This window comes from Burkholderia sp. Bp9004, assembly GCF_003858025.1.
In the GTDB taxonomy this organism is placed as follows: Bacteria; Pseudomonadota; Gammaproteobacteria; order Burkholderiales; family Burkholderiaceae; genus Burkholderia; species Burkholderia diffusa.
The window spans coordinates 57482-79130 of sequence record NZ_QTQD01000030.1 but is presented as its reverse complement, the minus strand read 5'-3'; the positions used below and the strand labels follow the sequence as shown (position 1 = coordinate 79130).

Sequence of the window (21649 nt, the reverse complement as noted above, 5' to 3'; positions counted from 1 at the left end):
CCGGGAGACGCTGTCGATGAACGAAGGAACGAAGCGCCGCACGCGGCACGCCGCCGCGGCCATTGTGTGCATGCTGTCGCTAGCTCAAGCCGGCCTGCATGCGCAGGAAACCGCCGCTGCCGCGAGCGCGGTCCAGGAGGGCGCACTGCCGGCGGACCTGGCGAAGGTCACGCGCGAGCCGGTCGCGCAGCAGGCGCGCTGGCTGCGCACGGCCGCCCAGCGCGGCACGCTCGCACAACTTGACGACGCGACGCTCACGGCGCTGTTCAAGACACTCGATCCGCTCACCGTTCCGCTCTATATCCGCAATGGTCCCAACGGCTATCCGTCGTACCAGTTCACGATGGTGCGCCAGGAGCGCATCAGCGGGAAATGGTCGGACACGCCCGACCGCATGCTCGTGAAGACGACCCGCGAACCGTTGCGGGTGTATGCGAAATGGCTGCCGGACGGCGCGCATGCGGGACAGGAGACGATCTACGACACGACCCGGCGCAAGGACGAGATGTACGGCCATCTCGGCGGCCTGCTCGGCAAGATTCCGCTGTGGACGGCGCTCGACGGCGCACTCGCACGCGCGCAGTCGAATCACCAGGTGAAGGATCTCGGCACCGAGTTCATCACGAACCTGTACCTGACCGAAGGGAAGAAATACCAGGAAGCCGGCGTGCAGCGGCCGACGCAGGTGGAAGCGAAGACGATCGGCGGGGTGCGCGTCGTCGCGCTCACCTACGAGACGCCGACCGGCCGCCCGCAGTTCTATGCGAAGAAGGAAACGCTCGGGCTCGACCTGCACGCGCCGTACTTCAGGACTGTCGAATCCTATGACAACGACGGCAAGATCTTCGAACGGATCATCATCGAGAAAATCGCGCCGGCGACGCTCGACGAATCCGCGTTCGACCCGAAGAATCCGGATTACGCGTTCTGATCGTCACCGGCGCCGCGCGGGTCGCGCTCAATCGTCGTCATCGTCGTGATGCTTGTGCCAATGCCTGTGATCGTGCCTGCGCCATCTCCGATAACCGTCGTCGTCCTCGTCGCCGTAGTAGCCGTATCCGTAACCCGGATAGGCGACCACCGCCGGCTGCGGCGCCACATAGACCGGCGCCGGTTCGGCATAGACCGGTGCGACCGGCACGCCGATGCCCACCGACAGGTCGACGTGTCCCGCCATTGCACTGCCGGAAGCGAGCAACGCCACACTCCCGATCCACACCGCAAATCCCTGCTTGTTCATGTTCCCCTTCCCGGATCCGCCGGCCAGCCCGGCACGCGCGTCGAATGTAATCGCGCCGCGCACCGCCAGGTGCTACGCCGCTGCGAGAGTCGTAACGCGACGTAACGAAACGGCACTAGCCATTCGACCGAATCGCGCAAATGCACGGGAACGTCTATAGTGGGTTACGGTTCGACACAATCGCGACTGCGCACTGGTGGAACGAACAGGGTAAAATCCCGCCAAACACTTGGTGGGCGACCACGCCACACACGCACAACATATTCTCTGACGCAGGCTCCTGCCGCACCTCAATGGCCAATCCCGCAGAATCCCATCCGCAAAACGACTTCATCAATTCGGCGCGCAAGGAACGTAAGCGTGTTGAAATCTATCTCGTCAACGGCATTCGTCTGACGGGGTGTATCGAGTCGTTCGACCAGTACCTGGTGATGCTGCGCACCCCCGTGGGTCTGCAAGGCATCTACAAGCGTGCGATTTCCACGATCCAGCTCGACACGGGCGGCTCGCGCCCGGGCGGCGGCGGCCCCCGCGGCCCGCGTACCGGTGGTCGGCCGGGCGGCCGCGAAGGCGGCGGCCACAGCCCGTACGGCTCGCACGGCGGCGCCCGCGAATCGCGCGGCGACGGCGGCGGCTACGGCTCGCGCGAACCGCGGGAAGGTTATGGTTCCCGTGAACCGCGCGACGGTTATGGCGCGCCGCGCGAGCCCCGCGAAGGCTATGGCGCCCCGCGCGAAAGCTACAGCACACCGCGCGACGCCGGCGACGCATCGGGCAACACGTCGCCGTCCGACACACGCGGCGGCAATGGGCCGGTGATCGTTACGCGCCGCCGGCGAATCGTGCCGGACGGCCAGTAAAACGAAAGGGCAAGCCAAATGGCTTGCCCTTTTTTCTGGTGGGTCGGCGCGGCATGTCGCCGCACCGGCCGTGCCGTGATCGCTCAGTGTGCCGTCGTCGGCAAGCCTGCGTCGGCCTCGCGCTGCAGCGAACGCACCTGCTGCTGCAATGCGCGCAATTGCGACTGAAGCTGCGCCTGTTGCGCCTGCAACGCCGCCGTCTCGGCGCGGACGCTCTTCTGGCGATCCGCGACCGTTGCCTGCTGCTCGCGTGCGATCGAGATGTCCGCCTGCAGACGCCGCGCCCGCTCCTGCGTGACTTCGATCTGCCGGTCCATCTGCGCCTTCTGCGATTCCAGCTTCGCCGCACGCAGTTCGTTGACGGCCAGCCGTTCCGCCTGACGCGAGAAATCGCGATAGATCGTTTCCGCCCGCGTCTCGTCGTAGGTCTTGATCACACGCCAGAACGCCTTCTGCTGGAACAGCGCGACGAAATAGGAACCGTCCTTCACGCTGAACAGCAGGCTCGCGCCGTAGCTGCCGTTATAGCTGGTGCGCATTTCCGTCAGCGAATGCGCCTGGATCTGGCGCTGAAGTTCGTCGACCGTGCTCTGCCCGGTCGTCTCGCCCGCCTGCGGCTGCACCGACGTCTGAACCTGCTGGTCGATCACCGGAATCGCCGCCACCGGTGCCGACGCCTGCTGTACCGCCGGCGATGCGTTGCCGGCCAACCCCTGCGCGAACGCGCCCTGCATGCCTCCCATCATGGCGAGCAACACACACGCCCGCCCCAACCCCGTCATATGGCTCATGAATATCAATTCCCCGCCCGTGTCGTTGTAATTCAGCGCGATTTTATCTCATTAGTTACTCGCTTTCGCGGGTCTCGGGCTCTTCGTCGAATATCTGATATTTGCGCATCTTTTCCCACAGGACCTTCCGGCTGATGCCGAGCTGCTGAGCCGTATCCTGGCGCCGCCAACCGTTTGCGTCGAGGGCAGCGATCACGCGGCTGCGCTCGTTCATGTCCCACTTGCTGCGGTCGACGAAAACCTCTGCCGCACTCTCCACCGGCACGGGCTGCGCCGAATTGCGCGCATGGGCGATCAGCCGCTGCAGTCGAGCGGCATCCCAGCCGCCCGTTTGCCGCACCGTCACCCCGACGCGCTCGGCAAGGTTGCGCAGTTCGCGCACGTTGCCGGGGAAATAGCTGTCCGCTACCGCGTCCGCGAGCCAGTAAGGCAGGTCAGACAATTGCGCGAGCCGCTCGTCGCCCACCACCTCAGCGACGAACGACTTGAACAGCGCGATCTTGTCGACCGCGCCCCGTTCTTCCAGCGACGGAATGCTCAGCTCGATCACCGCGAGCCGATAGTAGAGATCCGCGCGGAACAGGCCTTCCTTCACGAGTTGCGGCAGCTTCTTGTTGCTGGCCGCGACGAGACGGAAATCGACCTTGATCGGCGTCGTCGCGCCGACCCGCAGCACGGTGCCGTCCTCGAGCACACGCAGCAGCTTGACCTGCTGGTACAACGGCAGGTCGCCGACTTCGTCGAGGAACAACGTGCCGCCCGCCGCCTGCTCGAAATAGCCTTTATGCGCAACAACCGCGCCGGTGAACGAGCCTTTCGCGTGCCCGAAGAACAGCGATTCGAACAGGCCATCCGGAATCGCGCCGCAGTTGACCGGAACGAATTCGCCGTTCCGGTAGCGCGAATGCTTTTCGTGAAGCAATTGCGCGATACGTTCCTTACCGACGCCGGTTTCGCCGTGCAGCAGCACGTTGGTGTCGCAGTCGGCGAACGTATCGACCTCGCGCAGCAGCGCCTGCATCGACTCCGAGTGCGCGACGAGTTCGGAAGGTTGCAGCGTATCGGCCGCATGCGCGCGCAGCTGCGTGACGAGCTTGCCGATCATCCCGCGCAGTTCGGCGCAGGTGAAGTCGAGCGGCAGGATGTGCGAATAGTCGGGCGGATACTGCGACGCGTCGTGGTCGCGCGCCGCACCGACCCAGACGACCGGCATGCCGATGTTGGCCTGCCAGTCGCGCAGGAATGCCGCGCCGGTTTCGATCATCGTCACGCTGATGATCGCGAGCGACGGCCGCAATGCGGCGCGCTCCGGCGAGATTTCCGCATTGTCGGCGCGGATCACTTCGACGTCGAAGCTCGCCATGCAACGGGCAACGCGGTCGACGATGTCCGCCTTGCCTTCCCAGACGTACAGGTCGAGTTCTGCGATTGCGGAAGTGGTTCTCATGATTCAGGTGCGGCTACGGTTATTGACGAGTGATGCGGCACTGCGGGCCAAGCGCGCGGCATGGTCGGAAGCGCTGCCCGCGCTCCCGACGCAAGTGGACGCCGCGATCTTCATTGCACGAGCATCGGATTGCCGCATTTGATCGAGTCCGGTGTATTTGTGACATAGGCATTCCCCAGACTCAAGCCGAGCAAGCCGGTGACCGAAGTCAGCAGGGAATCGATCGGCTGCAGGAGGAGCGGAACGAGCGTCGTTCCCAGCGCGGACAAAATCGGCCCGAGCACGACGTTCAACACTGGCGTGACGACCAATCCGAGCAACGAAAGCAAGCCGCTATTCGCCGTCAACTGCACCGACAGGCCACTGTTAAGCGCACTTTGGACCGCCGGCGACAGGAATTGATCGGTTCCTACGCTCAACATGTACGGTGATGCCGGACTGCCGGGATAGGTGAACGTCAAGGGCGTCGGCGTTTGATTGGCGACGGGGATCGTCAGCTGCCCGGGCGTCAGGTTGATGTTGACCGAGATCTGGGTCAGGTCGAGGGCGCCGAAGGTCAACACGTTGACCAACGTCGTCAACCCGGAAATCAATCCGCCGAGGTTCAACAGATTGAGCAGGCTCTGCAAGTTGACGGACACGAGCGTGATCGGCGGTGCGGTACTGGGCGCATATCCGCTCGGAGCGTTGAGATTGATCGGCGTATTGGCCGCCCCGCCGAGATACACGGCCACCACCCCGGTCTGCACGTTCACTGTCGCACTCTTCGTGCCGTTCGCGGAACAGGTGACGGAGGCGAGCCCGGCTTTCGCCGGCGCGACATACGCGGTAATCGGCAGTTGCACGGCGGCCAGCGGCGTCGCCTTGCCTGACGGGCAGGTGCCTCCCGGATAGACCAGGGATCCGTTGGAGCACGTCGACAGCAGCGATATCGACGTATTCAGGAACACGTTCCCTTGCGCTGTCGACGTATTGGTCAAGCAATTCGACGTCCCGCAATTCGACGGTCCGGGCGGGCCACTCGCGGTGGCCGGCGGCGTTCCGGCGAGTACGACGGAACCCGACACCGTCGCGTTCAGCAGCGGCGCGAGCGCGGTCGGTGTCTGGACCGTGATGTTCGGGATGGCAACAGGATTCGTGCCGTTCGCGACCTGAAGCGCGGTCGACAACAGTCCGAGCGCGTTGACGCTGGCGTCGACGGCAGAGCTTCCATTGGCCACCGCGGCTGAAACCAGCTGGTTAAGCGCGATCTGCGGTCCACCGCAGACACTGCCGGAACAAAGTGCAACGACGATCGCGTTAAGCACGTTCAGGTTCGCGCCCACCAGGTTCTGTTGGGTCGCCGCCTGCACCAACGCGTTGGCCAACTGACCAAGGGTCACGGAGCCATTCAGTACGGCCGTGCTCGAGCCGACCGGCAAATTGGCAAGAATGCCCGCCAGCTTCAGGTTGACTTGTGCCAGCCCCTGGTAATCGACAGCGTTGAGGCTCAACGCATTGGGCGAGCCGGTCAGCGTCTGGAGCAATTGATTGGCCAGCCCGCCATTCAACGCGGCGAGCGACGTAGTCAGCGTAAAGGTATCGGTCGGCGTGCTCTTCGCCATGGCCGACGCACTGATCGACTTTACGCCGCGGAAAAAGCCTGTCACCGGTTCGGAAACGCTCACGCACACGGCGTTGGCCGACTGGCCGGTCGTTGATCCGGCAGGTCCTGCCGACAAGCCGCCGCATTGACCGTTGATCGGATCGCCAGCGGTCGGCGTAAACGTCGCCGCACCGCCGCTGGTTTGAGGCGCAGTCCAGACGCCGCACGTCACGGAAACGGTGGCGTTTGCCGGTACGGAATTCGCCGTAGGGCTCGCGACCTGCTGGGCCGCCGTCTTCGCCGCCGAGCAGGTCGTATCCGCGCTGGCTTTCATGACCGAGGACAGCGCGGCCAGATCGGCAGCCGCCTGCATATGGCGCCGTTCGGAATAAAAGCGGCCGATATCGATCCCGCTGAGTACGATGACGGCAACCGACAGCCAGATCGCCGCCATGATCGCGATGGAGCCGTGCTGACGCTGCCGTGCCGGCCCGCCGGTGCCGTATCGCCGCCCCACCCGTGACTGATTCGCGCGCATCGCCATGTCGCTTACTGCGCGCCCGATCCGTTACCCGACATGCCACCGGACGAACCGAGCTGCGTGCTCATCGACTCAGGAATCTTGTTCTTGAACGAATCGAGATAACGCTGGTAGATCAACGATGCGACGTCGCCCAGCAACGGTTGCGTCGGCGCTGCCGCCCGATTTTCGCCCTGCATCGTGAGCCAGTCCCTGGTCGAGCGACCCACGTCGGACGCGACCGGTGCCGTATCCTGTTGCTGCGCGTATGCGGTGACGGTTCCGAGTGCCACGCAGGCAATTGCCCCCAGCATCGCAATCCGCCCCGCACGCATGTTCCGACGATCATTGTTGTTCATGTCGTTCCCCCGCCTGTTTGTTCTGTTCATTGTGCAAACCGTTGCAGCAGCGGCACGGTCTGGTCATAGCCGAAATTGTTTGCCATCGGCGTGATCGGCGCGGTCGCGGCGTGCCGCGATACCACCGGCGGCGTCGCGACCGCACGCTGCTGTGCGCGTGCCGCGGCTGCAATTTTTCCGGCATCGCCAATGATGTCCTTGCGGATATCCGCCGGCAAATGCTGCTGATTCATCAGTCGCTGCGCATCCTGCGTGCGCCCGGAAGCGAGCAGATACAGCGCGAGGTTGCTGACGATCTTCGGATTGCGTTGATCCAGTTCCGCCGCCTTCATCAACGGCACCCGCGCGCCGACCACATCGCCGTTACGCAATTTCGCATAGGCGAGATCGGACAGCAGCGACGCGTCGGTCGGCGCAAGCTCCGACGCCTGCGTCAGTGCCTGCACAGCCAGGCCGAAATCGCCGGCCGCACCGGCGATCAACCCCAGCCCCCGGTAACCACGCGAGGCGAGCGGCGTCTTCAGCAACTGCGTGTACGCTGCCGCGCTGGCAGCCGGTTGGTCGGTCATCCGCAGCGCGTCCGCACGCAGCAGAATCGTGTCCGGCGACACGCCGTAGGCCTTGTCGTAAGCGTCGATATGCGCGAGCGACGCGTAATAGAGGCCCTGCGCCTGCATCCGCTGGATCAGACCGAGATACATCGCAGGCGTATCCGGCACCGCCTGCTTCTGGTCGGCCGCCTGAATCAGCGCCGCGCGTTCTGCCTGCGCGTTCACGCCGTACCCGCCCTCCTTGGTCGCACAGGCGCCGAGCAGCGCTACCACCGCCACCACGCCAGCGTGCCCCGCCATTTCGCTGATCCGCTTCATCGTCTTTTCTTCCGTCCATCAATGATGATGCGCCGTCAGCGCACGCATCACGGCCAACAACCCGGGGCCGGCCGTCACGATCAGCAGTGCAGGCAGCAACGTCACCACCATCACACCGGTCATCTTTACGGTCAGCCGACCGATCCGGTCGCGCAGCATCGCGCGGCGCGTTTCCCGAAGCCGGTCGCCGAACTGCTTGAGCGGCTCCTGTACCGCGCCGCCGTGCTTGTCGACCTGCACCATCAGCCGCGCAATCGCGCGCAAGTCCTCGTTGTCGAATCCGCTCGATAGCCTCTGCATCGACTGCTCGCGCGTGCGGCCCGCTGCGAATTGACGCTGCGCGATCCCAACCTCCGACGACAGAACCGGCATCATCCCGCGGAAATCGTTCGTCACGACCTGCAGGCTTTGATCCAGTGACAATCCGACGCCCTGCAACAAGCGCAGCATGTCGACGAGCAACGGCAGTTCGTCGATGACACTCTGGCGCCGTGCGGCGGCACGACGCTGCAGGTAGAGCTTCGGCAACATGAAGCCGAACCCGAATGCGGCGAACATGCCGATCATCCACATTCCGCTCGTCGTTCGTCCGCTCGCGAATATCGCGAACAGCAACGGCAATGCAATCCCGCATGCAATTCGCGCGATCAGGAACAGCCCGCGCGTACGCGCGTCGACGTAACCACATTGCTCGAGCAGACGACGGTCCTCGTCTGCGACGATGTGCTTGCCGAACCCGGTATCGAGCCAGCGCATCCCCGTTGCCGAGAATCGCGCAAGCATGCGCTCGATGCGCTCGCGCCCGCGCGTGTCCGGTTTCGCGGATGGAGCATCATCCGCAACGGTCCGAGCCTTGGCTGCTTCGAGCGCTGCCATGCGCTGGTCGAGCGCATCGGCCAACGCACGTTCGGCACGCGACGCCGCGCTCGCACGCAACAACGCGATCATTCCAAACAACAGCACGCCCAGCGCGCCAAGTGCCAGTGCGACCGATCCGATCTGAGTTGCTGTCATCGCATCACCTGAGTCGAGCCATTCGATACAGCCACACGCTACCCGCAACCTGCGCCAGGAACGCGAACAGGAGGAGCATTTGTCCGCTCGGATCGTTCCACATCCCTTCCAGGTACTTCGGATTGGTCATCACGACAAAGCCGCCGATCCCGATCGGCAACATCACGAGCACGAATGCCGACAGCCGCGTCTCCGCCGACATCGCCGTCAGCTCGCGCTCCGCTTGCTCGAGGTCGCGCATGAATACGGCCATCCGTTCCAGCATGACGTCCGCGCGACCGCCATACTTCACCGACAACCGCAGTACCGAGCCGAGCAGTTCGAACTCCTCGGTACGGTAGATCCTGGCGATATGAAGCATTGCGCGGTCGATCTCGACACCCGTGCGCAGCATGCGCGACACGTGATCGAGACACCCCCGCAGCGGCTCCTCCGTCGTCAGCAGCGCAGCCTGGAATGCAGCCGGCACGCTGTTGCCGAGCGTCACCAGTCGCACGATCCCGTCGAGAAATGAGGGGATCTGTCGGACGATTTTCAGTCGCCGCTTCTGGATTCGCGACGTGAGCCAGACGCCGAAAATCGCGCCCCCGCACGCAAGCGCCGCGAAACACGCGAGCGCGCCGCCGCGGCTGCCCGCGATCGCCGCAACCGCGACGAGAACGGTCAGCGCGACGATCGCCTTGCCGCGTGCGCCTTCGATCCCCGCACGGTTCACGAGGTTGGTCAGATACTCCGTTGCAACTGCATGCCAGTGCGCCCAGAAAGCACGAGACGCGGCATTGCGCGCGCCACCGGAAGACGACACGGCCCGTGATGCAGCCGATGCCGCCGATCGTGCAGCCGGCGCCGCCACGCGCACGCCCGGTTCGAGCCGACTGTCGATGAAGCGCTTCGCATCGGTGCGTACGCGCCGGGTTTCCGCATGTCGCCATAGCATCAGTGCCGATGCCACGCACAGCATCGCGACCGCGAGTACCCAGATCATCGCGCTATACATTGAAGCCCCCGCCGCGGCCGAAACCGCCGCCACCAAAGCCGCCACCGAAACCGCCCCCGCCCATTGCGCTGTTCGTCAGTGTCTGGCGGAAGCGCGCGAGCTTCGGCGAATGCGGATGGATGCCGAGCGATTCCCAGTGATCGATTTCCTCGCCTTCCGGCGTCACGCGCGCTTCGTAGCGATACAGTTCCTGCGTCGCGATGATGTTGTCGGACAGACCGGTCACCTCGGTGATCGACAGAATCCGGCGGCGTCCATTCGACAGCCGCCCGATCTGCACGATGAAGTCGATTGCGTTCGCGATCTGGCGACGCAAGCTCGACTCGGTCCCCTGGAAGCCGGCGAAGCCCGCGAGCATCTCGAGACGGTACAGACACTCGCGCGGCGAACTCGCGTGCACGGTGCCCATCGAGCCGTCATGGCCCGTGTTCATGGCCTGCAGCATTTCGAGCACCTCGCCGCCGCGCACTTCGCCGACGATGATCCGGTCCGGACGCATCCGCAGCGTGTTGCGCAACAGGTCGCGAATCGTCACGACACCGCTACCGTCGAATCCGCCCGGGCGGCTTTCGAGCCGCACGACGTGCGGGTGATTCAGCGACAGCTCCGCCGTATCCTCGATCGTCACGACACGCTCGGCCTCCGGAATGTGGAATGCGAGCGCATTGAGCAGCGACGTCTTGCCCGAACTCGTGCCGCCCGACACGAGCACGTTGCAGCGTGCCTCGACCGCCGCCTCGAGCAGCGCGCCGATCTCGTCGTTGTACGTGCCGTTGCCGAGCAGGTCCGATGGCTTGAGCGGATCCTTGCGGAATTTCCGGATCGACACGATCGGGCCGTCGATCGACAACGGCTCGATCACGACGTTCACGCGGCCGCCATCGGGCAGTCGCGCGTCGACCATGGGATTCGATTCGTCGAGACGGCGCCCGATCGGCGCGAGGATCCGGCGCACGATTCGCAGCAAGTGCGCATTGTCGGTAAAGCGCACCGGCAGTTTCGCGAGGATCCCGTGCCGCGACACGTACACGTCGTTGTAGCCGTTGATCAGGATGTCCTCGACCGCAGGATCCGCGAGCAGATCCTCGATCGGCCCGAAGCCCGCGAGTTCCTTCGTCAGTGCCTCGGCGATCGCGCGCACCTCGTTCTCGTTGAGCGGAATGCGGCGCAGGCGGACGAAGCTGTCGATCTCGAGATCGACGAACTGATTGATCGCCTGGCGCGACCATCGGCCGAACTCGGCGCCCAGTTCCTCGATCCGCGTCAGCAGGTGTTCATGCGCGGCATTCTTGATGTCGTGGAATTGCTGCGTCTGGGAGAACGGCGCTGCGCCGTCGGCGAATTGAATGTCGTGTGCCATCGGTTATGACCGCTTGGACGAGGGTTGAATGAAACGTTTGAGCGCCGACAGGCCGGGCGCCGCGCGCGACGCGCCCGCCATGCCCGAGATACCCGGCAGCCGCGTGGCGAGGGATTCGAGTGCGCGCACATACGGGTCGCGCTCCGCCGCGTCGACAATGAGTCGCCCCTGGTTCGCCGCATGGCCGATCGCGACGCGACGTGCGGGCAAGGTGCCGACCAGCGACAACCCGAGACGCTCGGCGATCTGCCCGGGCATCAGGTCCAGCGCGGAATCGTACTGGTTGACCACGAGCTTGACGCGATCGGTATCGACGCCCGCATCGCGCAGCCCGGTGAGCAGGTCGGCGGCCGAAACGATCGACGCGACGCCCTGATCGCAGACAAGCCACGCCTCGTCGGCCGATGCGGCGATCTGCGTGACGAACTCGCGATTCGAGAACCCGCCGAGATCGACGACCTGCTGGTCGAAGAACGCACGGAAACGGTTCAGCAGCCCGATGCATGACGCATAGGACACGTCGCGCAACCCGCCGAGGTCCGGCGGCAGCGTCGTCAGTGCGACGCCGCTCTGGTGTCGCGTGAGCGCGGTGTTCACGAACGTGCGATCGATGCGGCGCAGATTCTGCACGGCGTCGATGAAGTGAAATTCGCAGCGCGTGTTCAGGAACAGCGCACCGTCACCGGCCGGCAGCCCCAGGTCGATCAGCGCGGTCTGGCGCCCGGCCGGCGCGCCGCCGTCCGGTCCCCCCGTCGCACCCGGGCCGAGCGCCCGCTTCTGCAGCCAGACCGCGAGATTCGCGGCAAGCGTGCTGACGCCCATGCCAGCGCGCGCGCCGAGCAACGCGACGACCTTGCCGTGGCGGCTCGTCGGCTCGCCCACGTCGGACAGCAACCCACGCGTCGTTCGCAGCGCGTCCTCGGCCGATGCCGACACGTCGATGAAGTCGCGCACGCCCGCACGCAGTGCGGCGAGCGCGCTCTCCGGCTGGGTGAGCGAGCCGAGCGCGACGATCGGCATCCCCGGATGCGCCGCACGTACCGTGGCCACGGCTACGCTCGCCGCTTCGCTGCGCTCGGAGAAGTCGATGAATACCAGTGCCGGATTGAGCCCGGTGATGCGCTGTGCCAGCACACCCGGTTCCAGCGACGCGGCCTCGACCGCACCGGCCGAAACCAGCGTATCGGCCAACCAGCGCACATGCGCTTCCTTTGTCGACGCACAAACGAAGTAGTCGGTCACGGCGGGTTCACACAATGATTGGGTTCGTGCATTCATGTCGAACACCCCCGATTACGCATGGCGTAGCGATGTGCCGCGACGCGCAATGCTTCAGATTCATTTCGAAAAACCCGGTGCTGCATCCGGCGACGCCGCACCGCCCAGATAAGATCGCCACACCGGCCCGTCACGCTGCTCCGACAGCTCGCCGGGCGTCGCAGGCAGTACCGCCCCCTTCGCAATCGGTGCGACGAGATGCGGTGTCACGATGATCAGCAATTCCTTGTCGTTCTGCTGGTAGTTCAGGTTCTTGAAGAACGTGCCGATGATCGGCAGGTCGCCGAGCAGCGGCACCTTGCTCACGTTCGACAATGTCTGGCGATCGATCAGGCCGCCGATCACGAAGCTCTCGCCGTCACCGAGTTCGACTGTCGTATCGGCACGACGCGTCGTGATGCCAGGCACTGCGACGCCGCTGATCGTCACGCTGTTCACGAAGTCGAGCTGGCTCGATTCCGGAGCGACCTTCAGCGCGATCCGGCTCGGGCTCAACACCGTCGGGGTCAGCGACAGCCCGACGCCGTATTGCTTCCACTGGATCGCGGTCGAGCCGAGTCCCTGTGGGGACGGCACCGGGATTTCGCCGCCCGCGAGGAAGCTGGCGCTCTGGCCGGACAGCGCGACGAGCGTCGGCTCCGCGAGCACGCGCGCCATGTTGTTCGCTTCGAGCAGCGACAGGTCGGCGAAGATGCCACGTCCCGCTGCATTCACGACCAGATTGAAGGCGGACGCAACCGGTGCGCCAAGCGTCGGAATGTATGAGCCCGTGCCCGGGCCCGCTGCACCGTTATACGATTGCACGCCGCCCGGCGCGAACGAACCGAACGAAAAGCCGTTGCTTTGCTTGAAGAAATTGAAGCCGATTTGCTTGAGCACCGACCGGCTGAATTCCACCACCCGCACATCGACCTGCACGACGTTCTTGCCGGCCAGCGTCGAGCGATCGATCACCGCTCCTTTGGGGCTCATGTTTTTGGCGACCGCCGCGGCCCGTTCGTGCGCATCGAGCGACGCCGACGTTCCCCGCAGCACCGACGTCCCGCCGTACGCCTTCACCTGCGGCGTCGAACCGTCGAGTACCGCTTGCGCCGCCGCGTCGACAACCTCTACGCTCCACACCGTCGGCTCGTCGCGACCACGCTCCCACAACATCACGTTCGTCGCACCCGGCGCTTTCGCGGTCAGCAGCACCGAACCGGAACGACTGCCCTTCATGATCAGCACGTCGGCGATCGCCGGATCGCCGACGGCGACCCGCTGCAGCGCGTGGCCGGCGGAAATCTGCCGCTGCGCGCCGACCGCGAGCTCGATCGTGCCGCTCGCGCTTGCAATGGAGGCGAATGTCAGGGTCCAGAGAGCAATCGCGAATGCAGTCAGTGTATTTTTCATTGTTTGTTGGACCGTCGCACGGCCTTTACTTGTCGTCGCTGATATCGATGGCCATCGATGTTGTTCAATACGCGACCGTTTCCGACCGGCCGCCGCGGATCACCTCGATGCTGCCCCCGCCTCCGCTGCCGCCTGGTCGCGTCGCCGGTGGCAGGCGCGACGGCAGCGGCGGCACGTTCACGTTGGCCACCGCGGCCCTCGACGTGCCGGACAGCTGTTGCAGCGACACGCCGGCCGCGGCAAGCGCCGACGGCGACAGCTTGTTGTCGGTGCGCACCGCCACCGTCTGCGTCGCAAGCTCGTCGTCGCGCGGGTTGCGCAGCGCGAGCGTCAGCCGGCCGCTCGCCTCGCCGAGTGTCAGCGCATCGACCTGCGCGGTCGGCACCGCGAGTACCGCGATGCGCGTGTTGGTCGGCTGGCCGTTGTTGCCGTTCGTGTTGTTGCCGCTGTCGCGATCCGGCGTCGCGTCGCCGAACGACAGCACGCGAATCCTCGACATCAGGAGTCGTGCCTGCGTCTGCGAGACTTCACCGTCGAACATCGCGCCGCCCCCTTCCCGCTTCAGGTTCAAGAACACGTCGACGAAATTACCGGGCCGCAGCCGGTTACCGACCGCATTGGTCTCGTCGACGCGAACCGCGATTGCGCGTTCGCCCGGCTCGACGTCCTCGGCAAGGCCCGACACCAGGGCGCTCGAGACGACAGGCGCCGATGCCGGAATGTCGCGCGCCGGTACGCGACCGACCAGTGTGGCCGGATCGGAAAACGCCCCTGCCGGCGCTGGTGCGGTCGGCTGAATCTTCAATGCGTCTGCGGCAATCGGCTGACCGACCGACAGCGTGCGTGTCGCGACCACAACCGGCACCGGATTCGCGGCCGCCGCCGGTTGCGCCGGAACAGGACTAGACGAACTGCGCCCGAGCATCCATGCGTAGATTCCGAGCAGAACGGCGATCGCAATCAGCAGCCCCGCGATGATCTTCGTTACGTTATTGGCCATGTTGTCGTATGGATACCGGATAAGGTCCGTTCAAATCTTTTTATCTGACAATTAGCACGACAAAAAACCGCCTCGTCGCGACGCGCAACTCATTGAAGCAACGACTGCGAAATCTGGACGACCGCTGTGCTTGTCAACGGCTGGGTCAGAATGGTGCCCACAAAGGGCATGGTCTTTACCCAAGCTTGCGGTGAATAGCTCACCGTCACCGACAGGCAATACAGCGATCCGTCGTATTTGCATGCAGGTGCCTGCACGACGACGTTCGGCGCACTGATATTTAGCCAACCGACGACGTTTTGCGCGGTCGCCTGCGCCTTCGCGGTTCGAGTCGCCAAATCCGGGGCGTAATTCAGGCCCGCGCGCGCACCCTCACTGGCGGCGAACGTCAAGCTTTGCTGAATCACGAAAATCATTCCGAAACAAATGATCCCGTAGCAGATCACGAAGAAAAGCGGAAATATGATTGCGAATTCAACTGCAGTCGCTCCGCGCTGCCGCCCGTATTCGCACCGCTTTCTCTGCCGTTTCATCGCACGCCCCCTCCCGCAACGAGGCAGACGAGCCATACAGCCGCAGGGATGGCAAGGCACGCGCCATACGGTGTCGCGCGATATCGACCGATCGTCAATGCCGGTGGGCCACGCCGCCACAACGTACCGAGCGTCGTGCGAGACAGCAACAGCACGGCGAGCGCGTGAATCCCCGCCGCAAGGCTCGCGGCGATCCAGAGCCACATCAGGCCATGAACGCCGCACCACGCGCCGAGGACGGCAAACACCTTCACGTCGGCCGCGCCCATCACCCCCAGGAAAAAGAACGGAAGAAGGCCGACCAGACCGACGAACGTGCCGAGCAGCGCCTGAACGCGCACGATGCCGAACGGATTTGCACCGCAAAACGCGCTTGCAAATGCGGCGACCAACCCGCCGACAACGAGCAAATTCGGAATACGCCGGGAACGAATGTCACTGGCCGTGACGAGCACTGCCCAAGCCAGGAACGCCCCGATAGAAAATAGATATGCCATCGCGCCAGACCGGTCGCGGATATAAGTCGGGCGGCTGGCCGGAGCAAGCCGCCCGATATCACGCTAAAAGACAATGATTGGGACTGCTTAGCCCAATTTGCACGCCGCGGTAGCGCCCGAGCTACCGACCGTGCTGACGCACGTGCCGATGGTCGAGAACATCGTATTGAGATTGCTGCCGAGCGACGATACACCGGCGATGATGGCGACGGCGACCAGCCCCGCGATCAGTCCATACTCGATCGCGGTAACCCCGTCTTCTTCCTTCAGGAAGCGCTTGATGAGTGCTTTCATTTTTTAATTCCTCGTGCCTGTATGTACGTTTTTTGGCCTTTTATACGTTCTACATCCCCGCATATCCGGCCCTTGCCCCGCGCCGTTCGTCACATCAGGTGTAACGACAACCGGGTGCGCCTTCTTTATATGTCACCCCGAAGGGTGTGTATCAACATTTGATGCAAGTTAACATTCGCGATAGCGACCCTCCTCGAACGTCGTGTACCGAACTGTACATTTGCTTACATCTGCTCCGGATTCTATATCCGTTCCTATTTAACTTCCAACCTCTTTTAAGACCGGGTCGAAAAAACTTTCCGGGAGCACGACGTATTTGTACGGCGTTTCGGTACGATTTACACATAGGATTTACGATAGGTTAGATGTGCACACCTAGTCCACCAGTAAAACAATCAGACCGCCCGCTAGCCCTCTTCGCCGCTCACGTTACGCCGCACGCGTAACGCCAATGTTGTGACGTTACGTTACGAAACGGACGAAACCGTTCCCGTTCGACTGTTCTTAAACAGATTCAACAATCTTTCATTTTGCCTAAATCCTTTTTCCAACAAGGAATTGGCTCGTTTGAAACCAATCGTCGACCCGACGACCGTCGAAATGGCACGACAGTTGCAGAGTAATCCCCGCATCACTCAACACAACATCAGCTTCAATGCGAGGACGAAATGGACATTCAGGTTATCCCTCATGGCACGCTCCGGACGACTATGATCGCGGCCACCGTGGCAGCCATGCTTTCCCTCTCCGCGTGCGGCGGTTCCGGTTCCATCAGCAAGGGGCTCAGCGGTGGCTCCAGCTCCGGCGGTGGCGATTCGATCTCCACGTCGGGCGGCGGTACCTCGGGCGGCACGTCCGGTTCAACGAGCGGCAGCACGTCGGGGAGCACCAGCGGCTCGACCAGCGGTAGCACGAGCGGCTCGACGAGCGGCAGCACCAGCGGCACCACGAGTGGAACAAGCAGCGGCACGAGCGGCACCTCCGGTGTGTCGTCAAACGCGGTGGGAACCGTCCTCGCAAGCAGCGGCAATCTCGTCACGAATCTCGGCGGCACCGTATCCGGCCTCGGCTCCGTGATCGGCAGCCAGTCGCTGCCCGGCGTCAACCCGGCCACGACGCAGGCCGCAGGCGGCATCGTGCAGAACGTCGGCGGTGCGGTGACTGCGCTCGGCAATGGCCTCGGCAACGGCCTCGGCCAGCTCGGCGCGACGAAGGACCCGGTCGGCGTCACGGTCGCCAGCACCGGCGGCGTGGTGAGCCAGCTCGGTGGCGCGGTCACGCAGACCGGCAACCTGGTCACGAGCCTCGGCAGCGGCCCGCTGTCGCCGCTCGCTCCCGTCACCGGCGCAGTCGGCGGCCTCGTGACGCAGGTCGGCAACGCCGTATCGAACGGCGGCACCACGCTGTCCAACGTGTTGTCGACCGGTCCGATCCAGCAGGTTACGCAGACGGTCAGCTCGGCGATCACGCCGATCACGACGATGGTCGGCCAGACGACGCAGACGATCGGGACGGCCACCGGCCTCGGCGCCCCGCTCAACATGCTGCTCGGCACGATCGGCAACGGCCTGAACCAGGGCGGCGCGCTGATCGCATCGACGGGCGGCAACCCCGTCACGACCGGCCTCGGCAATACCGTCTCGTCGGCCGGCAATACCGTGAAGACCGTCGGCGGCCTGCTCACGGGCGGCACCGGCGGCGCAACCAACCCGCTCGCGCCGCTCACGGGCCTCCTCACGACGGTCACCGGCACGCTCGGCGGCGCAACGGGCGGCACCAGCGGCGGTCCGCTCGCCCCGGTTACTGGCCTCGTCTCGACCGTCACCGGCGCACTCGGCGGCGCGACGGGTGGCACCAGCGGCGGCCCGCTCGCTCCGGTCACCGGCCTGCTCTCCACGGTCACCGGCGCACTCGGCGGCGCGACGGGCGGCACCAGCGGCGGCCCGCTCGCTCCGGTCACCGGCCTGCTCTCCACGGTCACGGGCGCACTCGGCGGCGTAGCCGGTGGCAGCAGCGGTCCGCTCGCCCCGGTTACGGGCCTGGTCTCCACGGTCACCGGCGCGCTTGGCAGCGCAACGGGCGGCGCAGGCGGCGGCAACCCGCTCGCCCCCGTGACGGGCGCGGTGTCCTCCGTCACCAGCACGGTCGGCGTACCGGCACTGAGCGGCACCACGGGCGGCGTCACGAATTCGGGCTCGGGCTCGAATCTGCTCGCGCCTGTCACGTCGCTGATCGGCGGCCTGCTCGGCGGCACGCACGGCAAGTAATCGAACATCCATTCATCGACAAGACAGCGAGGAGTCCATCATGTCCCAGCAACGTTCCATCACGACGGCCGTCCTGCGCCAGTGGCGCGCGCCCCTCACCGCCTTCGCTGCAGCGTGCCTGCTGGCTGCCTGCGGCGGCAACAGCGTCAGCACGCCGCCGTCCAGCAACAACGGCGGCAGTTCCAGCGGCACGAGCGGTACCAGCGGCACGAGCGGCACCAGCGGCTCGTCCACCGGCACCAAGGGTGCTGTCAGCACGATCGGCCAGACCGCAACCGATCTCGGCAGCACGATCGGCAACATCAGCGTGCCGGGCCTCGGCGACGGCGTGACGAAGGGCGTCGGCAGCACCGTCTCGAGCACCGGCACGATCATCAACGCGGCTGCCGATGCGTTGAGCAACGGGCTCGGACAGACTGGCTCGATCAAGGATCCCGTCGGCACGACGGTCGCCGGCCTCGGGAACGTCGTCGGTGCGACGAGCAACACCGTGTCCGGGCTGAGCTCGACGGTCAAGGCACTCGGCACGGGTCAGCTCGCGCCGCTCGCCCCTGTCACGACGCCGGTCGGCACCGTGCTCGACACGGTCGCCAACGGGCTGTCGGCTGCGGGCACGACGATCGGCTCGACGCTGTCGTCGGGCGCCGTGCAGCAAGTGACGCAGCCGCTCAGTTCGGCAATCACGCCGCTGGTGATCACCGCGGGTCAGGTCACGCAGCAGGTCGGCACGACCACGGGACTCGGACAACCGGTGTCGGGCCTGCTGGGCCAGATCGGCGGCGCAATCAGCTCGGCGGGCAAGCAGGTCGGCAGCACGTCGAATCAGCCGCTCGTCGGCGACGTCGGCCAGCTCGTCACCGCGGTCGGCAACACCGTAACCAACGCAGGCGGGCTCGTGAATCCGAACGGGCCGAACGGCGCGGCGCCGATCCCCGGCCTGATCACGAGCCTCGTCGGCGGCTCGACGGCTACCGTACAAAACGGCTCGTCGTCGGGCTCCAGCTCGACGAACCCGCTCGGCGGCCTGCTGTCCGGTCTCGGTTCGACGCCGCTCGGTTCGCTCACCGGCGCACTCGGTGGCGCAACGGGCGGCTCGGGCAGCAACCCGCTCGCGCCGATTACCGGTCTCGTGTCGACGGTGACGGGCACGCTCGGCGGCGCAACGGGTGGCGCAGGCGGTGCAAACCCTCTCGCGCCTGTCACCGGTTTGCTGAATACTGTCACCGGAGCAGTCGGTGGTGCAGCGGGATCCGGGGCTTCGTCGAATCCGCTCGCACCGGTCACGTCGCTCGTCGGCGGGGTGACGGGGACGGCATCGTCGGGCAGCTCGACGGGGCTCCTCGCGCCGGTAACGGGGTTGCTGGGCACGCTGGGTAGCGTTGGCAAATAAGGAGGACGTTCGCGCCTTTGCAGCCGGAACAAAAGGCGCGACCGTACAAACACAACCGGCAATGCGGCACGCGGCGCGCGACACCCTGGTGTCGCGCGCCTGCATTAGAAAGAAGACGAAAAGCAAGGCCTACGAGGAAGAACAATGAAATCCAGACTCGACAGATGGATGATGCTGCTCGCCATCGCGGCAGCAGGCACGGCACATGCACAAACGCGCGCGGCAGGTAACCCGCTCGATTCGCTCCCCCAGATCAACGCACCGCAGAAAGGCCCGAGCGTCACCGTGCAGGTCGCGCCGCAGGCACCGCAACTGCAGGAGCTGCTGTCGCGGCACCTGACGCCGACGACGCTCCAGGTCGAAGGCGTCAAGTCGGTGCCGTTCGACGAAATCTCGCGTCGCTTCACGCCCCTCGTCGGCAAGGACATCACGATCGGCGAGCTGATCGAAACCGCGAACGGCGTGACCAAGCTGTACCAGGATCGCGGCTATGCGCTGTCGTTCGCGTTCATTCCCGCGCAGACGTTCGAGAACGGTGTCGTGCGCGTCACGGTGGTCGAAGGCTATGTGTCGGACGTCAAGGTCACCGGCAAGCCCGGCGCGATGGAATCGAAGATCCGCGCGATCGCCGCGCACATCACGGCCGATCGCCCGCTGCGCCGCGCGACGTTCGAACGCTACGTGAATACGTTCGGCCTGCTGCCCGGCGTGACGGTGAAGGCCAATGTTCCGCCGCCGCAGACGACCGACGGCGCAACGACGCTCGAACTGGCCGTCGACCGCAAGGCATTCAACATCAGCACCGGCATCGATTTCAATCACCCGGGCGTGCAGGGCCTCATCACCGCGACGGAGAACGGCCTCACGTCGTTTGGCGAGCAATTGAGCATTTCCGCGCTGGTGCCGCCCGGACGCGACAAGCAAACCTACGTCGCGTTCAGCGGCGCGGTGCCGGTCGGCAGCAGCGGCCTGGTCACACGCCTCGACGCCAGCACGTATCGCGGCAAGCCGACCGACAATCCGGGGCTGCCGTCGACCGTCGAGCGCACCGTCAAGAACGAGAAGCTCGGTCTTTCGGCATCCTATCCGTTGCTGCTGAACAACCAGCGCAGCCTGCTCGGCACCGTGTCGGGCTATGCGTCGCACAACGAGGACCGTTACCAGAACAAGATTTCCGGCAACAGCATCGACACGCGCTCGCAGGTCCGCGTGCTGCAAATGCAGCTCGACTACACGAGCGTGTCGGCCAAGCAGGTACAGAAGCTGAGCGTCAACGTCGCGAAGGGTTTCAACATTCTCGGCGCGTCGAAATCGCAGGACATCACGATCGGCTCGAACACGACATCGGTGGATAGCCCGATCTCGCTGACGTTCGTCCGCACCGGCGCGACCTTCACGCAGACCAACGAATGGCCGTTCAAGATCGGCACGTCGGTCTCGCTGACCGGCCAGTACAGCCCCGACTCGCTGCCGACGTCGGAACAGATCTCGTTCGGTTCGACGCGCTATGCGCTGGGCTACCAGCCCGGCGAAACGTCGGGCGACTCGGGCTGGGGAATGTCGCTGGAGGTCAACCGCGGCTTCACGCCGGGCTGGACGTATATGAAATCCGTCACGCCATACATCGCGTACGACATGGCGCGCGTGTATCTGCATACCGGCACGCCGTCGCCGAGCCGCCTGTCGTCGGTTGGTATCGGCGTGCGGTTTACGGACAGCCGTTACTACAGTCTCGACCTGAATATCGCGAAGCCGGTGGGCGATGCGCCGGTTGAAAGCGCGTCGCGCAGCCCGCGCGTGAATGCCGCGTTCTCGTATCAGCTCAACTGATCGGTCACCAAACAGCCTGCGTCTCACAGGCTGTTTGGATTAGAACCCCCTCTATCAAACGCAGCGCGCGGTTTCACGTATTCTGGCGAAGCTCGCAACATGCCACCGCCCCATGCAGACGGTCGT

The 21649-nt window shown here is 64.8% G+C and carries 20 protein-coding genes; 5 read left to right on the top strand and 15 right to left on the bottom strand.

What is annotated here, in order from left to right; genetic code table 11:
• Window positions 1-16: 16 nt before the first annotated feature.
• Window positions 17-931 carry a DUF1571 domain-containing protein gene (locus tag DIE08_RS27390; protein WP_124904618.1) on the top strand — a complete coding sequence of 305 codons (915 nt, stop codon included), beginning with the start codon at window positions 17-19 and terminating at the stop codon, window positions 929-931.
• A 27-nt stretch (window positions 932-958) separates the two neighbouring features.
• On the opposite strand, the gene DIE08_RS27385 is transcribed toward DIE08_RS27390, so the two are convergent.
• A complete protein-coding gene (locus DIE08_RS27385) occupies window positions 959-1240 on the bottom strand; it encodes a hypothetical protein (protein WP_124904616.1) in 282 nt (93 codons plus the stop codon).
• Between the two features lie 293 nt (window positions 1241-1533).
• Between DIE08_RS27385 and hfq the strand changes: the two genes are divergently transcribed.
• Complete coding sequence (gene hfq, locus DIE08_RS27380; RefSeq protein WP_124904638.1) at window positions 1534-2100, top strand: RNA chaperone Hfq; 567 nt, start codon at window positions 1534-1536, stop codon at window positions 2098-2100.
• A gap of 83 nt (window positions 2101-2183) precedes the next feature.
• On the opposite strand, the gene DIE08_RS27375 is transcribed toward hfq, so the two are convergent.
• The 14 genes from DIE08_RS27375 to DIE08_RS27310 all read right to left on the bottom strand — a co-directional run bounded on the left by DIE08_RS27375 (window position 2184) and on the right by DIE08_RS27310 (window position 16036).
• Complete coding sequence (locus DIE08_RS27375; RefSeq protein WP_059608536.1) at window positions 2184-2891, bottom strand: DUF2968 domain-containing protein; 708 nt, start codon at window positions 2889-2891, stop codon at window positions 2184-2186.
• Window positions 2892-2946: 55 nt separating this feature from the next.
• Window positions 2947-4338 (bottom strand): sigma 54-interacting transcriptional regulator, encoded by a 1392-nt coding sequence (locus tag DIE08_RS27370; protein WP_124904614.1) that lies wholly within the window; start codon window positions 4336-4338, stop codon window positions 2947-2949.
• A 110-nt stretch (window positions 4339-4448) separates the two neighbouring features.
• Window positions 4449-6467: a pilus assembly protein TadG-related protein gene (locus DIE08_RS27365; protein WP_260436570.1), complete on the bottom strand. Its 2019-nt coding sequence runs from the start codon at window positions 6465-6467 to the stop codon at window positions 4449-4451.
• Between the two features lie 5 nt (window positions 6468-6472).
• Window positions 6473-6802 carry a DUF3613 domain-containing protein gene (locus tag DIE08_RS27360; protein ID WP_124625981.1) on the bottom strand — a complete coding sequence of 110 codons (330 nt, stop codon included), beginning with the start codon at window positions 6800-6802 and terminating at the stop codon, window positions 6473-6475.
• A gap of 26 nt (window positions 6803-6828) precedes the next feature.
• Entirely contained in the window at window positions 6829-7671 is an 843-nt protein-coding gene (locus DIE08_RS27355; protein WP_124904612.1) for a pilus assembly protein, read from the bottom strand.
• 18 nt (window positions 7672-7689) lie between these two features.
• Entirely contained in the window at window positions 7690-8685 is a 996-nt protein-coding gene (locus DIE08_RS27350; protein ID WP_124904610.1) for a type II secretion system F family protein, read from the bottom strand.
• 4 nt (window positions 8686-8689) lie between these two features.
• Window positions 8690-9682, bottom strand: a complete 993-nt coding sequence (locus DIE08_RS27345) for a type II secretion system F family protein (RefSeq protein ID WP_124904608.1) — start codon at window positions 9680-9682, stop codon at window positions 8690-8692.
• A complete protein-coding gene (locus DIE08_RS27340; protein WP_059818084.1) occupies window positions 9675-11042 on the bottom strand; it encodes a CpaF family protein in 1368 nt (455 codons plus the stop codon). The genes DIE08_RS27345 and DIE08_RS27340 overlap by 8 nt, the downstream gene beginning before the upstream one ends.
• A gap of 3 nt (window positions 11043-11045) precedes the next feature.
• Window positions 11046-12320, bottom strand: a complete 1275-nt coding sequence (locus DIE08_RS27335; RefSeq protein WP_124904606.1) for a fimbrial protein — start codon at window positions 12318-12320, stop codon at window positions 11046-11048.
• Between the two features lie 60 nt (window positions 12321-12380).
• Entirely contained in the window at window positions 12381-13712 is a 1332-nt protein-coding gene (locus DIE08_RS27330; RefSeq protein ID WP_124625698.1) for a type II and III secretion system protein family protein, read from the bottom strand.
• A 64-nt stretch (window positions 13713-13776) separates the two neighbouring features.
• Window positions 13777-14712 carry a Flp pilus assembly protein CpaB gene (cpaB, locus tag DIE08_RS27325; RefSeq protein WP_124904604.1) on the bottom strand — a complete coding sequence of 312 codons (936 nt, stop codon included), beginning with the start codon at window positions 14710-14712 and terminating at the stop codon, window positions 13777-13779.
• Window positions 14713-14801: 89 nt separating this feature from the next.
• Window positions 14802-15245, bottom strand: coding sequence for a TadE/TadG family type IV pilus assembly protein (locus DIE08_RS27320; RefSeq protein WP_124625694.1), 444 nt, complete (start codon window positions 15243-15245; stop codon window positions 14802-14804).
• A complete protein-coding gene (locus DIE08_RS27315) occupies window positions 15242-15742 on the bottom strand; it encodes a prepilin peptidase (RefSeq protein ID WP_124904602.1) in 501 nt (166 codons plus the stop codon). Before DIE08_RS27315 ends, DIE08_RS27320 begins: the two co-directional genes overlap by 4 nt.
• 87 nt (window positions 15743-15829) lie before the next feature.
• Complete coding sequence (locus DIE08_RS27310) at window positions 15830-16036, bottom strand: Flp family type IVb pilin (protein WP_124625690.1); 207 nt, start codon at window positions 16034-16036, stop codon at window positions 15830-15832.
• A gap of 668 nt (window positions 16037-16704) precedes the next feature.
• Between DIE08_RS27310 and DIE08_RS27300 the strand changes: the two genes are divergently transcribed.
• From DIE08_RS27300 to DIE08_RS27290, 3 genes are all read left to right on the top strand, one after another.
• On the top strand, window positions 16705-18303 hold the full coding sequence (locus DIE08_RS27300; RefSeq protein WP_124904600.1) for a collagen-like triple helix repeat-containing protein: 1599 nt from the start codon (window positions 16705-16707) through the stop codon (window positions 18301-18303).
• 40 nt (window positions 18304-18343) lie between these two features.
• Window positions 18344-19693 (top strand): collagen-like triple helix repeat-containing protein, encoded by a 1350-nt coding sequence (locus tag DIE08_RS27295; protein WP_124904598.1) that lies wholly within the window; start codon window positions 18344-18346, stop codon window positions 19691-19693.
• Window positions 19694-19837: 144 nt separating this feature from the next.
• Window positions 19838-21523 carry a ShlB/FhaC/HecB family hemolysin secretion/activation protein gene (locus DIE08_RS27290; RefSeq protein ID WP_124904596.1) on the top strand — a complete coding sequence of 562 codons (1686 nt, stop codon included), beginning with the start codon at window positions 19838-19840 and terminating at the stop codon, window positions 21521-21523.
• The last annotated feature ends 126 nt before the right edge of the window (window positions 21524-21649 follow it).

Bases quoted from the DNA above. Each gene is read 5' to 3' on its own strand.
- DIE08_RS27390 (WP_124904618.1), top strand. From the start codon at position 17: ATGAACGAAGGAACGAAGCGCCGCACGCGGCACGCCGCCGCGGCCATT.
- DIE08_RS27385 (WP_124904616.1), bottom strand. From the start codon at position 1,240: ATGAACAAGCAGGGATTTGCGGTGTGGATCGGGAGTGTGGCGTTGCTC.
- hfq (WP_124904638.1), top strand. From the start codon at position 1,534: ATGGCCAATCCCGCAGAATCCCATCCGCAAAACGACTTCATCAATTCG.
- DIE08_RS27375 (WP_059608536.1), bottom strand. From the start codon at position 2,891: ATGAGCCATATGACGGGGTTGGGGCGGGCGTGTGTGTTGCTCGCCATG.
- DIE08_RS27370 (WP_124904614.1), bottom strand. From the start codon at position 4,338: ATGAGAACCACTTCCGCAATCGCAGAACTCGACCTGTACGTCTGGGAA.
- DIE08_RS27365 (WP_260436570.1), bottom strand. From the start codon at position 6,467: ATGGCGATGCGCGCGAATCAGTCACGGGTGGGGCGGCGATACGGCACC.
- DIE08_RS27360 (WP_124625981.1), bottom strand. From the start codon at position 6,802: ATGAACAACAATGATCGTCGGAACATGCGTGCGGGGCGGATTGCGATG.
- DIE08_RS27355 (WP_124904612.1), bottom strand. From the start codon at position 7,671: ATGAAGCGGATCAGCGAAATGGCGGGGCACGCTGGCGTGGTGGCGGTG.
- DIE08_RS27350 (WP_124904610.1), bottom strand. From the start codon at position 8,685: ATGACAGCAACTCAGATCGGATCGGTCGCACTGGCACTTGGCGCGCTG.
- DIE08_RS27345 (WP_124904608.1), bottom strand. From the start codon at position 9,682: ATGTATAGCGCGATGATCTGGGTACTCGCGGTCGCGATGCTGTGCGTG.
- DIE08_RS27340 (WP_059818084.1), bottom strand. From the start codon at position 11,042: ATGGCACACGACATTCAATTCGCCGACGGCGCAGCGCCGTTCTCCCAG.
- DIE08_RS27335 (WP_124904606.1), bottom strand. From the start codon at position 12,320: ATGAATGCACGAACCCAATCATTGTGTGAACCCGCCGTGACCGACTAC.
- DIE08_RS27330 (WP_124625698.1), bottom strand. From the start codon at position 13,712: ATGAAAAATACACTGACTGCATTCGCGATTGCTCTCTGGACCCTGACA.
- cpaB (WP_124904604.1), bottom strand. From the start codon at position 14,712: ATGGCCAATAACGTAACGAAGATCATCGCGGGGCTGCTGATTGCGATC.
- DIE08_RS27320 (WP_124625694.1), bottom strand. From the start codon at position 15,245: ATGAAACGGCAGAGAAAGCGGTGCGAATACGGGCGGCAGCGCGGAGCG.
- DIE08_RS27315 (WP_124904602.1), bottom strand. From the start codon at position 15,742: ATGGCATATCTATTTTCTATCGGGGCGTTCCTGGCTTGGGCAGTGCTC.
- DIE08_RS27310 (WP_124625690.1), bottom strand. From the start codon at position 16,036: ATGAAAGCACTCATCAAGCGCTTCCTGAAGGAAGAAGACGGGGTTACC.
- DIE08_RS27300 (WP_124904600.1), top strand. From the start codon at position 16,705: ATGGACATTCAGGTTATCCCTCATGGCACGCTCCGGACGACTATGATC.
- DIE08_RS27295 (WP_124904598.1), top strand. From the start codon at position 18,344: ATGTCCCAGCAACGTTCCATCACGACGGCCGTCCTGCGCCAGTGGCGC.
- DIE08_RS27290 (WP_124904596.1), top strand. From the start codon at position 19,838: ATGAAATCCAGACTCGACAGATGGATGATGCTGCTCGCCATCGCGGCA.